This window comes from Streptomyces sp. NPDC058240, assembly GCF_042882135.1.
Lineage (GTDB): Bacteria > Actinomycetota > Actinomycetes > Streptomycetales > Streptomycetaceae > Streptomyces.
Genome location: NZ_JBHVWT010000016.1, coordinates 15,379 through 30,193 on the forward strand (window position 1 = coordinate 15,379; position 14,815 = coordinate 30,193).

At 70.3% G+C, this 14,815-nt stretch carries 15 protein-coding genes; 10 read left to right on the top strand and 5 right to left on the bottom strand.

Annotated features, from left to right (window positions below; translation table 11 throughout):
- Positions 1–13: 13 nt before the first annotated feature.
- Positions 14–268, bottom strand: coding sequence for a mycoredoxin (locus ACFVX4_RS23830; RefSeq protein WP_266414605.1), 255 nt, complete (start codon positions 266–268; stop codon positions 14–16).
- Between the two features lie 278 nt (positions 269–546).
- Here ACFVX4_RS23830 and ACFVX4_RS23835 point away from each other — a divergent pair, with 278 nt between their 5' ends.
- The 5 genes from ACFVX4_RS23835 (at position 547) to ACFVX4_RS23855 (ending at position 4,546) form a co-directional block, all read left to right on the top strand.
- Positions 547–2,739 (top strand): ATP-dependent DNA helicase UvrD2, encoded by a 2,193-nt coding sequence (locus ACFVX4_RS23835; protein ID WP_389980621.1) that lies wholly within the window; start codon positions 547–549, stop codon positions 2,737–2,739.
- 165 nt (positions 2,740–2,904) lie between these two features.
- Positions 2,905–3,240 carry a hypothetical protein gene (locus tag ACFVX4_RS23840; protein ID WP_389980623.1) on the top strand — a complete coding sequence of 112 codons (336 nt, stop codon included), beginning with the start codon at positions 2,905–2,907 and terminating at the stop codon, positions 3,238–3,240.
- A 173-nt stretch (positions 3,241–3,413) separates the two neighbouring features.
- Positions 3,414–3,782, top strand: coding sequence for a WhiB family transcriptional regulator (locus tag ACFVX4_RS23845; protein ID WP_093549938.1), 369 nt, complete (start codon positions 3,414–3,416; stop codon positions 3,780–3,782).
- Positions 3,783–3,814: 32 nt separating this feature from the next.
- Complete coding sequence (locus ACFVX4_RS23850; RefSeq protein ID WP_072484182.1) at positions 3,815–4,138, top strand: hypothetical protein; 324 nt, start codon at positions 3,815–3,817, stop codon at positions 4,136–4,138.
- 192 nt (positions 4,139–4,330) lie between these two features.
- Complete coding sequence (locus ACFVX4_RS23855; protein ID WP_389980625.1) at positions 4,331–4,546, top strand: hypothetical protein; 216 nt, start codon at positions 4,331–4,333, stop codon at positions 4,544–4,546.
- A gap of 63 nt (positions 4,547–4,609) precedes the next feature.
- Here the strand turns inward: ACFVX4_RS23855 and ACFVX4_RS23860 are convergent, their stop codons facing one another.
- Complete coding sequence (locus ACFVX4_RS23860) at positions 4,610–6,019, bottom strand: ABC1 kinase family protein (protein ID WP_389980627.1); 1,410 nt, start codon at positions 6,017–6,019, stop codon at positions 4,610–4,612.
- A gap of 41 nt (positions 6,020–6,060) precedes the next feature.
- Positions 6,061–7,206 carry a ThiF family adenylyltransferase gene (locus ACFVX4_RS23865; protein WP_389980629.1) on the bottom strand — a complete coding sequence of 382 codons (1,146 nt, stop codon included), beginning with the start codon at positions 7,204–7,206 and terminating at the stop codon, positions 6,061–6,063.
- 220 nt (positions 7,207–7,426) lie between these two features.
- Here ACFVX4_RS23865 and ACFVX4_RS23870 point away from each other — a divergent pair, with 220 nt between their 5' ends.
- The 4 genes from ACFVX4_RS23870 (at position 7,427) to ACFVX4_RS23885 (ending at position 11,280) form a co-directional block, all read left to right on the top strand.
- Positions 7,427–8,050, top strand: a complete 624-nt coding sequence (locus tag ACFVX4_RS23870; protein ID WP_389980631.1) for a M48 family metallopeptidase — start codon at positions 7,427–7,429, stop codon at positions 8,048–8,050.
- A gap of 107 nt (positions 8,051–8,157) precedes the next feature.
- A complete protein-coding gene (locus ACFVX4_RS23875) occupies positions 8,158–9,813 on the top strand; it encodes a TerD family protein (protein WP_389980633.1) in 1,656 nt (551 codons plus the stop codon).
- 11 nt (positions 9,814–9,824) lie between these two features.
- Complete coding sequence (locus tag ACFVX4_RS23880; RefSeq protein ID WP_389980635.1) at positions 9,825–10,505, top strand: AIM24 family protein; 681 nt, start codon at positions 9,825–9,827, stop codon at positions 10,503–10,505.
- A 19-nt stretch (positions 10,506–10,524) separates the two neighbouring features.
- Positions 10,525–11,280 (top strand): AIM24 family protein, encoded by a 756-nt coding sequence (locus ACFVX4_RS23885; RefSeq protein WP_389980637.1) that lies wholly within the window; start codon positions 10,525–10,527, stop codon positions 11,278–11,280.
- An 81-nt stretch (positions 11,281–11,361) separates the two neighbouring features.
- Here the strand turns inward: ACFVX4_RS23885 and ACFVX4_RS23890 are convergent, their stop codons facing one another.
- Positions 11,362–11,910, bottom strand: a complete 549-nt coding sequence (locus ACFVX4_RS23890; RefSeq protein ID WP_389980639.1) for an NUDIX hydrolase — start codon at positions 11,908–11,910, stop codon at positions 11,362–11,364.
- Positions 11,907–13,367, bottom strand: coding sequence for a zinc-dependent metalloprotease (locus ACFVX4_RS23895; protein ID WP_389980641.1), 1,461 nt, complete (start codon positions 13,365–13,367; stop codon positions 11,907–11,909). Before ACFVX4_RS23895 ends, ACFVX4_RS23890 begins: the two co-directional genes overlap by 4 nt.
- Before the next feature lie 193 nt (positions 13,368–13,560).
- Between ACFVX4_RS23895 and ACFVX4_RS23900 the strand changes: the two genes are divergently transcribed.
- Positions 13,561–14,703, top strand: coding sequence for an SDR family oxidoreductase (locus ACFVX4_RS23900; protein ID WP_266414571.1), 1,143 nt, complete (start codon positions 13,561–13,563; stop codon positions 14,701–14,703).
- Positions 14,704–14,815 lie beyond the last annotated feature (112 nt).

Genomic DNA, 14,815 nt, shown 5'->3' on the forward strand with positions numbered 1-14,815 from the left:
GGCAGCGCCGGGATCAGGCGGCGAGCGCCTGCTTCACCTGCGCCAGCGACGGGTTCGTCATGACGGCCTCGGCACCCGTGGAGCCGACCACCAGGACGGTGGGAACGGTCTGGTTGCCCCCGTTGGCCTTCTCGACGAAGGCCGCGGACTGCGGGTCCTGCTCGATGTTGATCTCGTTGTACGCGATGCCCTCGCGGTCCATCTGGCCCTTCAGCCGACGGCAGTAACCGCACCAGGTGGTGCTGTACATCGTCACAGTGCCCGCCATGTCTTCGCGCTCCTTGGTCTCGTCAGTCTTCTCAGACTCGTCTGTCGCATCCGTCTCATCCGTCACGCGGAGAAGCTGGACCCGTGCGTCGCCGCACGGAAAGGGAACGTACGCGAGGCAACCACCATTCCCGTCGGCCACCCCGCATCGGGCCGCGGCCCTGTGCCGGCCGGGCCGCCCAGCACCAGCCGGGCAGTCGCCCCGCATTAGTACGACAGATGCGGCCCCCCTGTGGACAACTTCCGCGTCCGCCTCCTCCGACCTGGCAGCATGGCGGGGTGACAGCAGCAACGCATTCCTCCCTTTTCCCGCAGGTCCCCGAGTCGGCCGACGCCGTGCTCGACGGCCTGGACCCCGAGCAGCGCGAGGTCGCCACGGCCCTGCACGGCCCGGTGTGTGTGCTGGCCGGAGCCGGTACGGGCAAGACGCGTGCGATCACCCATCGCATCGCCTACGGGGTGCGTGCCGGGATACTTCAGCCGACGAGTGTGCTTGCCGTCACGTTCACCAACCGGGCCGCCGGTGAGATGCGCGGGCGGCTGCGCCAGCTCGGCGCGGGAGGCGTCCAGGCACGGACGTTCCACTCCGCCGCCCTGCGCCAGCTCCAGTACTTCTGGCCGAAAGCGGTCGGTGGCGACCTGCCCCGGCTGCTGGAGCGCAAGGTCCAGCTGGTCGCCGAGGCCGCGGCCCGCTGCCGCATCCGGCTCGACCGCAACGAGCTGCGGGACGTCACCAGCGAGATCGAGTGGTCCAAGGTCACCCAGACCGTGCCCGCCGACTATCCGGCCGTGGTCGCGAAGACCCAGCGCGACGCCCCGCGGGATCCGGCCGAGATCTCCCAGATCTACGCGACGTACGAGGAGCTGAAGCGCGACCGCTCGGTGATCGACTTCGAGGACGTGCTGCTCCTCACCGTCGCCATCCTCCAGGACCGCCACGACATCGCCGACCACGTCCGCCGCCAGTACCAGCACTTCGTCGTCGACGAGTACCAGGACGTCAGCCCGCTCCAGCAACGGCTGCTCGACCTCTGGCTCGGTGACCGGGACACCCTGTGCGTCGTCGGCGACGCCAGCCAGACGATCTACTCCTTCACCGGAGCCACCCCCGACCACCTGCTGAATTTCCGCACCCGCCATCCCAACGCGACGGTGGTCAAGCTGGTCCGGGACTACCGCTCCACCCCCCAGGTCGTCCATCTGGCCAACGGACTGCTCGGCCAGGCCCGCGGCCGCGCCGCGGAGCACCGGCTCGAACTGGTCTCGCAGCGCGAGCCCGGCCCCGAGCCCGCCTACACGGAGTACGCCGACGAGCCCTCGGAGGCCGAGGGCACCGCCCGCCGGATCCGCGATCTGATCGCCGCGGGGGTCCCGGCCGGCGAGATCGCCGTGCTCTACCGGGTCAACTCCCAGTCCGAGGTCTACGAGCAGGCCCTGGCGGACGCGGGCGTGCCGTACCAACTGCGCGGCGCGGAGCGCTTCTTCGAACGGGCGGAGGTGCGGGAGGCGGGAGTCGCCCTGCGCGGCGCCGCCCGTGCCGGAGGCAACGACTCCCTGCTCGACGACGCGGAGGGACTGCCCGCGGAAGTGCGCGCTGTGCTTTCCACCAAGGGATGGACCTCGGAGCCCCCCGCGGGCTCAGGGGCGGTGCGCGACCGCTGGGAATCCCTGGCCGCCCTGGTCCGGCTCGCCGAGGACTTCGAGCGGGCCAAGCCGGGCGCGACGCTCTCCGACCTGGTGGCGGAGCTCGACGAGCGGGCCGCCGCCCAGCACGCCCCCAAGGTCCAGGGGGTCACCCTCGCCTCGCTGCACTCGGCGAAGGGCCTGGAGTGGGACGCCGTGTTCCTGGTCGGCCTGACCGAGGGCATGATGCCGATCGCCTACGCCAAGACCGACGAGCAGGTCGAGGAGGAGCGCCGGCTGCTGTACGTCGGCGTCACCCGGGCCCGCCTCCATCTCTCGCTGTCGTGGTCGCTCTCCCGCTCGCCCGGCGGCCGTGCCGGACGGCGCCCGAGCCGCTTCCTCAACGGACTGCGCCCCGGCTCGGTGCCCCTCAGCACGCGTGGCGCGGCCGGTGGCGGCGGGATCGAACGGGGCCCGGGACCGGTCGCCAAGCGCGGCCGTCGCGGCCCGGCCCGGTGCCGGGTCTGCGGCAAGACCCTCACCGACGCCGGCGAGATGAAGCTGATGCGCTGCGAGGACTGCCCCTCCGACATGGACGAGGCACTGTACGAGCGGCTGCGCGACTGGCGGGCGGTCAGGGCGAAGGAGATCGGTCAGCCCGCGTACTGCGTGTTCACGGACAAGACGCTGATGGCGATCGCCGAGGCCGTACCGGGCAGCGAGGGCGAACTGGCGGTGATCTCCGGGGTCGGCGCGCGGAAGTTGGGCCGGTTCGGCACCGCTGTCCTGGCCATTTGCGCAGGTGAGACGGTGGAGGAAGCGCTCGGGGAGGCCGCTGACGAGGTGTGAGAAAAACTCGTCGAAAAAATAGTTTGCGCCTGCCCCAGTCATCACCATAGGTTCTTAACCACGGGAACAGCGACTTCTCTGAAGCCCTGATCCTGTGCTGTACTTATCCGAATACGTAGGACCGGCCTGCCGGTCCGCCCGAGACGCCGAGAGGAGGCGATTGAAGTGATCAGCATCATCGAGACCAACAAAATGACCGATCTTTCGGTCGTCTCCGCCTGCTCGCTCGGCCTCGCGTGCTCTTCCGAGTCCTCGCTCCGTGGCACCGGTCTGTCCGGCATTTCCGCCGCCAGCCCGCTGTCTCCGGCGAGCCTCCCCGTGCGGGAGCGCAATGAGCGACCGGCTCAGGCACCGGCAGCAGCAGTAGCGAAGGGACAGGCCCAGGCCTATGCCTTTGCGGCCGTCGGTGCGGGAGCGGAATCCGGCGCCAAGAAGCAGACGATGCAGCACCACACGATGTGGGCCTTCCGTGGGCCTGAACCCTGGAGTGATCCAGCCTGATCCACCATCAGGCCGGCGCCTTCAGGGCCGCGGAACCCCACTCGGGATCCGCGGCCCTTTTGTTTTGTCCAAACGGACGAGACAGCACGAAGGAGCCTCGGGACAAGCAACACCCGGTACCAGCCGCCACCCGGCCAACAGGCCGGAACGACCAGACGAGGACACCACCCACCGTGCAACTCGAAGCGCACGCCCCGTCCGTACCGCCTTCCGACACGATCCCGCCGCCCGGCCTCACGGAGGACTCCACCTTGATCCCCCTCACTGCGCTCACCGCGCTCGACGACGCCATCGAGAACCTCGGCGTGCCCGTCCCGTGCCGCTCCTACGACCCGGAGGTCTTCTTCGCGGAGTCGCCGGCCGACGTCGAGTACGCCAAGTCCCTCTGCCGCACCTGCCCGCTCGTCGAGGCCTGCCTCGCCGGCGCCAAGGAGCGTCGCGAGCCGTGGGGCGTCTGGGGCGGTGAGCTCTTCATCCAGGGCGTCGTCGTCGCTCGCAAGCGGCCGCGTGGCCGTCCGCGCAAGAACCCGGTCGCGGCGTGACCGCCGGACTGGGGGTCACGGCCCCCAAACCCATGAAGCGCATCGGAACCATCGACCGTCCCCACACCCACGATCCCCGAAATCAGGCAGAAATGTCCGTCCCCACCAATGAGCCCGTCGGCTCCGCAACACCGAACGTCACGATCATCGGCGCGAACGACTCGCGTCAGAACAGGACCCGCGAGATGCAACTCATCCCAGAAGCCTTGGCTCGTGCTCATATGCACGACCGCCTGAGGGAGGCCGACACGCAGCGGCAGGCCGTGCGCCTGGTCAACGCGCGCCGGATGCAGCGCAGGGCCGAGCGCGCCTCGATGCGCGCCCGCCGAGCGCTGGCCATGGCGGTCATGCACTAGTCAGGCCGAACACCAGCAGCACCCGCTGCCGGGCAGCCGCTCTGCCCAGCAGCAATCAGTACCCATAGTCAGTACCCCTTCCGCGGGGCCGGTCCGAACGGGCCGGCCCCGCGGTCGTGCTGTGCGGCAGTACTGCGTGGCGGTGCTGTGTGGTGCCGCGCGGCACGGCGGCGACGGCGTTATCGTCACGAGGTGGACGAGGAGACACAGCACCGGATTCAGCAGCCCGCGCAGAAGGACGCCGCAGTCGTCACCTGTGCTCTGTGCGGTACCTCCGCCGACAGCGAGGCCGCACCGCCGACCTGGATCTGCTCCGTGGAGAACGGCAGGCGCCAGTACTTCTGCGAAGAGTGCGCCCGCACCCACATCAGGGCGATCGAAAGCCGCCTCGACTCCGCCTGGTGGTGACCCTGGCGGTGGCCCTTGTGGTGACCTGCCCGATGGAAGCGCAGTCGGCCGTGGCGCCCTGACCTACGCCCCGGAGGGCACGTCGCCCGCCAACTCCTGCACCGCCGACTCCTGCACCGCCGACTCCTGCTCGTCCTCAGGCAGAAAGCCCGGCAACCAGGATTCGAGCTCGTCGCGCAGTCGCACCGTCGCACCCAGCTGGCACAGCACCCCGATCGTGCTCAGCGTCACCCGGTGTATCAGCAGATAGGCGGGCGGCAGATTCAGCTGCTTGCCGAGCTGGTGAGCGGGGGAGCGGGGGTCCGCGATCCGGGCCGCCTGATTGCGCATCCAGCTCCGGGTGAACGTGAACTCCTCCACCTGCGCCGGCTCGATGATCGGGAGGAGGTAGTCGAGCACCGCATCCGGGTCGAGGTCGATCGAGTCCTTGACGAACCCCTCCTCGCGCAACAGCTCGTACACCACATCCGCCTCGCCCGCCAGCGTTAGCCGCAGGGAGTCCCCGATGGTCTGCGGCAGACCGCCCGGCAGCCGGTCCACCGTCCCGAAATCCAGCACTCCGAGCCGCCACTGCCCGTCGTCACCGGCCTCCTCGTCCGGGGGCAGCAGCCGGAAGTTGCCCGGATGCGGGTCCGCGTGCAGCAGACCGGTGCGCGCGGGCCCCGAGAAGAGGAAGCGCGCCAGCAGCTGACCGGCCCGGTCCCGCTGATCCGGCGTGCCCTCCGCGATCACGTCGGCGAGCGGGACACCGTCCATCCACTCCGTCACCAGCACCTGGTCGGACTGGTGCACCACACCGGGGATCACCACATCCGGGTCGCCCGCGAACTCCTCGGCGTGATCCCGCTGCGACCGCGCCTCCTGCTCGTAGTCCAGCTCCTCCGAGACCCGGTCGCGCAGCTCCGTGATGAGCGGCTTGATGTCTATTCCGGGGATCAACGGGCCGAGCAGTCGGGCGAATCTGCTGAGCTGGGTCAGATCCGAGAGCAGCGCCTCCCCGGCGCCCGGATACTGCACCTTCACCGCGACGTTCCGTCCGTCGTGCCACACGGCCCGGTGCACCTGACCGATCGAGGCGGCGGCCGACGGTCTGTCCTCGAATTCGAGGAACAACTGCCGCCAGTCCTCGCCGAGCCGCTCCTCCAGCACCGCGTGGACGGTACCGCTGGGCATGGGCGGTGCGGCTTCCTGCAGTTTGGTGAGCGCCGCCCGGTACGGTCCGGCGACCTCCTCGGGCAGCGCCGACTCGAAGACGGACAGGGCCTGCCCGAGCTTCATCGCCCCGCCCTTCAACTCGCCCAAGACCTTGAACAGCTGGTCCGCGGTGCGCTGCTGCACCTCACGGGCGACCAACTCCGCCGATCTCCCGCCGATCCGCTTGCCCAGACCCCACGTCGCCCGGCCGGCGAAGCCCAGAGGCAGGGCGGCCAACTTGGCGGTACGGGTGACCGCTTTCCGGGGAAGATCAGACATGAGCCCCTCCAAATCCCAGACTGCCGTACCGCGTGCGGCGGTTACCCGGCCATTGTGTCCTGCCTCGTGTCGGTCCCGGAGGAGCGCTCCCTCCCAGTGTGCCCAGCCGCTCCGCACGAACAGTCGAGGTGCGGTCCCATCCGCTCGGGGCGCCAGTCCAACAGCGGCAGCGCGGCCTCCCAACGGGTTCCCGTACTCGCGGGCAGTTCCCCGTCCAGAAAGGACAGCGCGTGAGCGGCCGCCAGGCCCGCCACCGCCGTCGCCAGTCCCAGGTCACAGGCCTGTACGGCAGTGCGCCGCCCGGACCGCCACTGGGACAGCATCCTGGTCCAGTCCTCGTCCCGGCCCGCGCGCTCCAGCGCCAGACACCCGGCGCAGGCCGTTCCCCCGGGCAGGACCAGGGGACCGACGACTCCCGTCGCCTCCATCACTCCGGCGTAGAGATGAGGAGTCCCCGACGCGATCCACGGTTCGGCCGACCGCGGGTCGGGGGCGTACGTCGCGAGGCCGTCGCGAGGAGCCACCACGATCAGCGACAGCCCCGCCTCGCCACCGGCCGGAGAACCCGCCGTCTCCGCCGCCCGGGGAGCCGAACCCGCGGCGGATCTGCGCACCAACTGCCGGGCGGCGGTGTCCCTGCGCTCCCCGACAGCCGTCGCCGGAAGCCCGCCGGGCGAGACGTCCCACGGCTCGGTGTGCCCGCCGTCCAGAACCTCCACCCGGCCCACGCCGGACCCGGACAGCACTGCCGCGATCGCGGCGCCGACCCGTCCGGCGCCCCGTACCTGGACCCGCATCGCCCGGCGGGCCGCCAGCCGTCGCATCCCGCCGCCCGGTTCGGGATGGACGACGGAGAGCGACGCCAGATCGGGGCGGTGCCGATCCAGGGCGCCGGGCCGGCTCCGCAACACGTCGGTCTCCGGGCCGGCGGCCCGCACATCGTCGATCAGCCCCGCGTTCGCCAATCGTCCCACCAAGGTGTCCACTTGATGGTCCGACAGGTCCAGCGTGCGGGCCTCCTCGCGCAGCAGCGGCAGGCCGCGTGTTCCGTCGAGCAGTTCCAGAAAACTGCCCGTGGCGATATCCAGCGGGCCGAACTTCACCGCATGGGCGTGAGTCACCCCGAATTGCACGGTGCCTCGGCTGCGCCATGCGCGGCGCAGTGCGGGCTTCAACATCGGATGCACGGTTACCCCCGGTCTGTGTTCCTTGATCTCTGTGCGTGGGGCCGCGGCCCCGGATCTCGCGGGATCCGTTGCCAGAATGCAGGCCGGCGCTGAAGTGTGCGGAAAGTTGTCCACAGGCATGGGGTATTAGTCGTTCAAATGGTGCATGCCGTGGAGTGGATCAAGCGTGAACCGTCCCGGAGACGGGACTTCCTCCACTGACACCGGGTAACGTCGTGGCGTGCCCGCCGACCCGTCACCCGGATTCGCCGGGGAGACCCCCACGCGCAGCGCCGGAACCCAGCAGCGCAGCGCGGCGGACCGTCCGCCCCGCGCCTCGGCAACGAGCGCGGTCGAGGTCCGCAGGAGCAATCGCCGCAGCAGAACGGTCTCCGCGTACCGGGAGGGCGACCGCACCATCGTGCTCATCCCGGCCCGGATGTCGGAGGCCGAGGAGCGGCGCTGGGTGAGCGTGATGCTCGACAAGCTCGCGGCGCAGGAGAGTAAACGCGTCTTCGGCGACAGCGAACTCGCCGAGCGGGCCGAGCGGTTGTCCGCCCAGTACTTCGAGGGCCGGGCCCGGCCGGCGTCGGTGCGGTGGGTGACCAACCAGAACACCCGATGGGGGTCCTGCACCCCGGCGGAGGGCAGCATCCGCCTGTCGCACCGACTCCAGGGCATGCCCGAGTACGTCGTCGACTACGTACTGGTCCATGAGCTGGCCCACCTGCTCGTCCCCGGCCACGGCCCGCGCTTCTGGCGGCTGCTGGAGGCATATCCCCGGACCGAGCGGGCACGCGGATATCTGGAAGGCGTGGTGGCGGCCGACCGGCTGCCTCATCTGCCCGCCGCACGCGGTGAGTGACATCCACCGATTCTGTACCGGGTGTGTACCGACTTAGCTCGATGTCGGCGTTTGCGGTTAGCCTGGCGCGACGCATTCACATTCGGGATGGGGGACGGTCGTTACGCATGGCCAGGGAATTCCAACGCGGCCACAAGGCCAAGATCAGCGATCTCACGCCGGGGACGGATCTGTACGTAGGTGTGCAGATCGCCGGTCCGGGACTGACCTTTGACATCAGCTGCTTCGGCCTCGATGCCAATGAGCAGCTCTCCGACGACCGGTATTTCATCTTCTTCAATCAGCCTAAATCGCCCGAGGAGTCCATTCAGCTTCTCGGCACCCAGGCCGGTGACACCGAGTCGTTCCGCGTCACCCTGGACCGCATTCCGGCCAACATCCACAAGCTGTCGTTCACCGCGACGGTCGACGGGGCCGGGCAGATGTCCCAGATCGGCCCCGGATACATCCGGATCGTCGCAGGTGGCGAGGAAGTCGTCAGGTACGCCTTCAACGGTTCGGAGTTCACCACCGAGCGTGCGGTGATGCTCGGCGACTTCTATCTGAAGGACGTCTGGCGGTTCGCCGCGGTCGGCCAGGGCTTCGACGGCGGCCTGGAAGCGCTGCTGAAGAACTTCGGCGGCGAGGTCGCCGAGGAGGCGCCCGCCGCACCTCAACCGCAGGCGGTGGCTCCGTCGTTCGCCCCGCCCGCCCAGGCGGCCGCACCGGCGCCCGCCCCGTCCTTCGGGGCCCCGGTCGCACCGCAGGCGCCCCAGGCCCCGCAGCCGGCCCCGTCCTTCGGACTACCGCCCGCGCAGGCCCCGGCCCCCACACCGCAGCAGCAGATGCATGCCGCGCCGACGATGGCGGCGCCGCTGGCACCGCACGGCGGCACGGTGCCGCCGCCCGCCCCCGCTCCGGCCCCGTACGGGCAGCCGGGCCAGCCGCCCCAGCAGCCGCAGTTCGGGCAGGTCCCCGGCCAGGCACCCCCCGCCGCCCCGTACGGCCAGCAGCCCCCCGGCCCGTACGGTCAGCAGGCCCCGGCCCCGTACGGTCAGCAGCCTCCCGGCATGCAGCCGCCCGGTGCGCCCCAAGGTGTACCGCAGGGCGTGCCGCAGGCCGGTGCCGGTCTTCAGGCGGCACTCCAGCCGTACAAGGAGACGGCCACCGGCCAGCGCTGGACCCCGCAGAACCAGCAGCTCATGCGGGTCGACCTCACCATGGGCGGTATGCCCGTGCTCGCCCGCCAGGGCAGCATGGTGATGTACCAGGGCAAGGTCGACTTCAGCTACAAGGGCGCCGGTTTCGCCGGTCGCATCGTCGGCAACGCCACCGGCCAGGAGATGCAGCTGATGCGCTGCACCGGCCGCGGCCAGGTCTTCCTCGCCGAGGACGGCTCGCATCTGCACGCCATCGAGCTGCAGGGCGACGGCATCTGTGTCTCGGCGGAGAACGTCCTCGCCTTCGACGAATCGCTGCAGCACGAGGTCCGCAGGATCGAGGGCCACGGCATCCCCGGTGGCGCCCTGTTCACCATGCAGTTCCAGGGCACCGGCACGGTCATCGTCAAAACCCACGGCGTTCCCGTCGTCCTGCCCGTCACGCCGACCACCTTCGCCGACTGCAACGCCGTCGTGGCCTGGTCGTCCGCGTCCCAGGTGATCATCTCCAGCCAGGTCCGGCTGCGCCGCAACGCGTATCCGGGACACAGCGGGGAGACCGTGAACCTCCAGTTCCGGGGAGCCCCCGGCAACTTCATCGTCGTCCAGCCCTACGAGGTCTGAGGGAGCCCGTCATGAATCAGCAACTCGCGGGCTACGCCCCGACCCCCGTCACGGCCCGTATGGAGAACCACGGCCGCACGATGCTCAAGGTCGCCATGGCCACCGGCCAGGACCTCTACGCACGTACCGGCTCGATGGTCGCGTACGAGGGCTTCATCCAGTACGAACCCAACCCGCCCGCCGTCCGGCAGATCGCCTCCCAGTGGATCACCGGCGAGGGCGCGCCGATCATGAAGTGCTCCGGCGACGGACTGCTCTACCTCGCCGACTACGGCGCCGATGTGGTCGTCATCAACCTCAACAACGACTCCCTCTCGGTCAACGGCACCAATGTCCTCGCCTTCGACGGTCATCTCACCTGGGGCGTGGAGCGGGTCAAGGGCCTCTCCAAGTTCACGGGCCAGGGCCTGTGGAACGTCTGCATCTCGGGCACCGGGTGGGTCGCCATCACCTCGCGCGGCACCCCGATCGTCGTCGACTGCGGACGCGGCGAGGACGAGACGTACGTCGACCCGGACGCCCTCGTGGCCTGGTCCCCGAACCTCAAGGTGAAGGGCAAGCGCAGCTTCAAGGCATCCTCGCTCATCGGGCGGGGCAGCGGCGAGGCGTACCAGATGGCTTTCTCCGGCCAGGGCATCGTCGTCGTGCAGCCGAGCGAGGACAGTACCGACCGCCTGCGGGTCCGGAACTGACGGGGGAGGAGAACACACCATGCAGAGTCCGCTTTTCAGCTACACGGAACAGCAGTCCCAGGACCGGTACACCGTCCAGAACCCGCAGCTCCTGCGGGTCTCGCTGACCGGCAGCGACGACGTCCTCGCCCGCAAGGGCGCCATGGTCGCGTACCAGGGTCTGATGGAGTTCGACGGCGAGTACCAGTCGCACGGGCAGCGCCGCGCCCGCGCGAACACCGGCGAAGGCCTCGACCTGATGCGCTGCTCCGGGCAGGGCACCGTCTACCTCGCCAACCTCGCGCAGTACATCCACGTCGTGGACGTCGACCGTGACGGCATCACGGTCGACAGCGCCTACGTCCTCGCGCTGGACTCCTCGCTGCACACCGAGGTCATCGCGGTGGACAGCCAGTACGGCATCTCGGGCACCGGGAAGTACCAGCTCAACATCTCCGGCACCGGCAAGGTCGCCCTGATGACCTCCGGCCAGCCGCTGATGATGCAGGTCACGCCGGACAAGTACGTCAACGCCGACGCCGACGCGATCGTCGCCTGGTCCAGCTCGCTGCGGGTGCAGATGCAGGCCCAGACACATTCCTCGGGCGTCTGGCGGCGGCGCGGAAACACCGGCGAGGGCTGGGAGCTCAGCTTCCTCGGCCAGGGCTTCGCCCTCGTCCAGCCGAGCGAGGTGCTGCCCCCGCAGAACCACGAGATCGGCCAGGGCATCCGGGCCCAGTACGGGATGGGACAGCAGGGCACCCACGGTCAGAACCAGAACAACTCCTGGAACTGAGCCACAGCGCACCGGCACGCACGAAACGGGTGAGGGGCGGTCTCCGCGGAGACCGCCCCTCACCCGTTTCGCAGGTCGCTCCTACCGGCGCCGCTCCAGCGCGGCGCGGGCGCGCTCCATCAGCCGTACGACCGATGTGTCGGCCACCGAAGCGACCTCGTCGTACGCGTACCAGCGCAGGTCCAGCGACTCGTCGCTGATCTGCTCCGTCGCGCCCGAGGGCGCCAGCGCCACGTACTGCACATCCAGGTGCCAGTGGCAGGGCGCGGGGATCGGGTGGCGGTCCAGCGTCACCGGGCCGCCCGCGAGCAGGGTCAGGCCGGTGATGCCGGACTCCTCGGTCGCTTCCCGCAGCGCCGCGGCGGCGAGCGAGGCGTCCTGCGGCTCGCAGTGACCGCCCATCTGCAGCCACATCCGCAGCTTGCGGTGGAGGGTGAGCAGGACCCGGCCGCGCTCCGGGTCGACGACCAGCGCGCTGGCCGTCAGATGGCCCGCTTCGCAGGCCTTCCACATGCCGTCGGGATGCCGCGCCAGATGGTCGAGATAGACCTGGCGCAGCTCGCCCCGGTGCGGATCCGCAGGGCTGCCGTACCCCTTCAGTACGAGAACGGCGTCGTCGTGCAGGCTCACCGCTCGGTGTCGCCCTTGCCGTCGTCCTCGCGGCCCTCGGCCTCCCCGGTGCCGGGGGAGTCCTTGCCGTCCGTGTCCGCGGCGGGCTTCTGCGGGCCCTTCGCGGCCTCGCCGAGCATCTTGTCCAGCTCGGAGAAGTCCAGCTGCTCGTGGTGCACAAAGCCGTCCGGATCGTCCAGGTCCTGGGCCGTCGGCAGCATGTCGGGGTGCTCCCACAGGGCGTCGCGCCCGTCGAGACCGCGCGCGTCGGTGAGAGACGCCCACAGGCGCGAGGCGTCACGCAGCCGCCGCGGGCGCAGCTGAAGGCCGATGAGCGTGGCGAACGTCTGCTCGGCGGGACCACCGGAGGCGCGGCGCCTGCGCATCGTCTCGCGCAGCGCGTCCGCCGAGGTCAGGCGGGACTTCGCGGCCTCGTGGACCACGGCGTCCACCCAGCCCTCGACGAGTGCGAGCGCCGTCTCCAGCCGGGCCAGGGCGGCCTTCTGCTCAGGCGTGTCCTCCGGCTGGAACATGCCCTGCTGAAGGGCGTCCTGGAGCTGCTCGGGCTGCGACGGGTCGAACTGGCCGACCACGTCCTCCAGCTTGCTGGTGTCGACCTTGATGCCGCGCGCATACCCCTCGACGGCGCCGAACAGATGCGAGCGCAGCCACGGAACATGGGCGAAGAGGCGCTGGTGCGCGGCCTCGCGCAGGGCGAGATACAGCCGCACCTCGTCCTGCGGCACGCTGAGGTCCTTGCCGAACCTCTCCACGTTCAGCGGCAGCAGCGCGGCCTTGCCCGCGGGGCCCAGCGGGAGGCCGATGTCGGTCGAACCGACGACCTCGCCCGCCAGCACGCCGACGGCCTGCCCGATCTGCTGGCCGAACATCGCGCCGCCCATCGACCGCATCATGCCGATCAGCGGGCCGGCCATCGCCTGCATCTCCTCGGGCAGCACGTCGCCCATGGCGAGACCGACGCGCTCGGCCACCGGGTCGACCAGCTTCTGCCAGGCCGGAAGGGACGCCTCGACCCACTCCGCACGGCTCCACGCCACGGTCGAGACCGAACCGGAGGGCAGCGACGTCGCGCCGTCCAGCCAGAGGTCGGCGAGGCGCAGCGCCTCGTCGACCGCGGACCGCTCGGACGGGCCGACGCTGGCGTCCTTCGTGCCGTCCGGCGTGCCCTGCGAGACCGTCTGGCGGGCGATCTGCTTGGCCATGTCCCAGTTCACCGGACCGCCCTCGTAGCTCAGCATCTGGCCGAGCTGCTGGAAGGCGGCACCCAGGTCATTGGGGTTCATCGAGCCGAACATCGCCGCGAACGGGTTGTCCCCGCCCGCGCCGGGCCCGAAGCCGAACGGGTTCGCCGGCCCGCCCGAGCCCTGCCCACCTCCGGTGGGGTCCTTCTTCTTGCCCTCGTCGCCGTTCTCCGGCTCCTCCGGCGGAAGGCCGAATCCGAATGGGGTGTCACTCACGGGGTTTCCTCGGCTCGTAGGGCCGTCGGCTCGAACCGACGGCGACTGCCCGACATCACCATCCAGCGTAGACACCAAAAGTCCGCTCAGGGCCTCAGTGCTCCGCCGGCTCCCGGCCTGCGGCAGGATGGACGCCACCTGGTACGCACGCGTCATTCGGGTACGTACTGAAGACAACCGCTGGAGACGCCCGGTGAGTTCCCCAGATCCTCAGGTTCGCGCAGCGCGAAACCTGTCCGCCCCCTCGACCGAGAACAAACCAGAAAAGAGCCGCTCCAGGAGCCGTGGCCCCGTCGTCGCGGTCACCGGAGCCGCGGGGGGCGTGGGCGAGCTGCTCACCGCACGCCTCGCGGCATCCGAGGAGATCAAGCAGGTCATCGCCATCGATGAACGCCGCGGAGAGGTCTCCGAGGCGACCTGGCACATCCTCGACGTGCGCGACCCCGCCATCGCGGAGAAGCTGCGCGGCGCAGATGTCGTTGTGCATCTCGCACTCGATCTGGACCTGGAGACCGACCCCGCCGCCCGCACCGCCTACAACGTGCGCGGCACCCAGACGGTGCTGACGGCCGCCGCCGCCGTCGGTGTCCACAGGGTCGTGCTGTGCACATCGGCGATGGTCTACGGGGCGCTGCCCGACAACGACATCCCGCTCGCCGAGGACGCCGAACTGCGCGCCACGGCCGAGGCCACCGGCGTCGGCGACCTCCTGGAGATCGAACGGCTGGGCCGCCGCGCGCCCCGCGCCCACCCCGGGCTCAACGTGACCGTGGTCCGCCCCACCGTCCTGGTCGGCGGCACGGACACCGCGTTGACCCGCTACTTCGAGTCGCCGCGCCTCCTGGTCGTCGCCGGATCGCGTCCCACCTGGCAGTTCTGCCATGTCGACGACCTGGTCACAGCCCTGGAGTACGCCGCGCTGGAGAAGATCGACGGCGAGTTCGCAGTCGGCTGCGACGGCTGGCTGGAACAGGAGGAGGTCGAGGAGCTCAGCGGCGTCCGCCGGATGGAGCTGCCCTCCGCCGTGGCCCTGGGCGCCGCCGCCCGGCTGCACCGGATCGGCCTCACCCCGTCCCCGGCGGGCGATCTGGCGTACACGATGCACCCCTGGGTGGTCAGCGTGAGTCGGCTGCACGACGTGGGATGGCGCCCGAGCTGGACCAACGAGGAAGTGCTCGCCGCGCTCCTCGAAGAGGTCGAGGGCCGGCACACCGTCGCCGGACGCCGCCTCGGCCGCAAGGACGCCACCGCGGCGGGTGCCGCCGGTGCGACCGTGGCACTGCTCGGCACCGCCGCCCTGGTCCGCCGCGCCCGCAAGGCCCGCCGCCGCATCTGAGGGCTGTCGGGGCCACGCCCTCCCGAGGACTTCTGTAGAAGGCTCCAAGGTCAGGGGCGGCCCGCCGGTGGAAAGCGCTATTCCGCCTTGTCGGTGCCGTACGGCACCATGG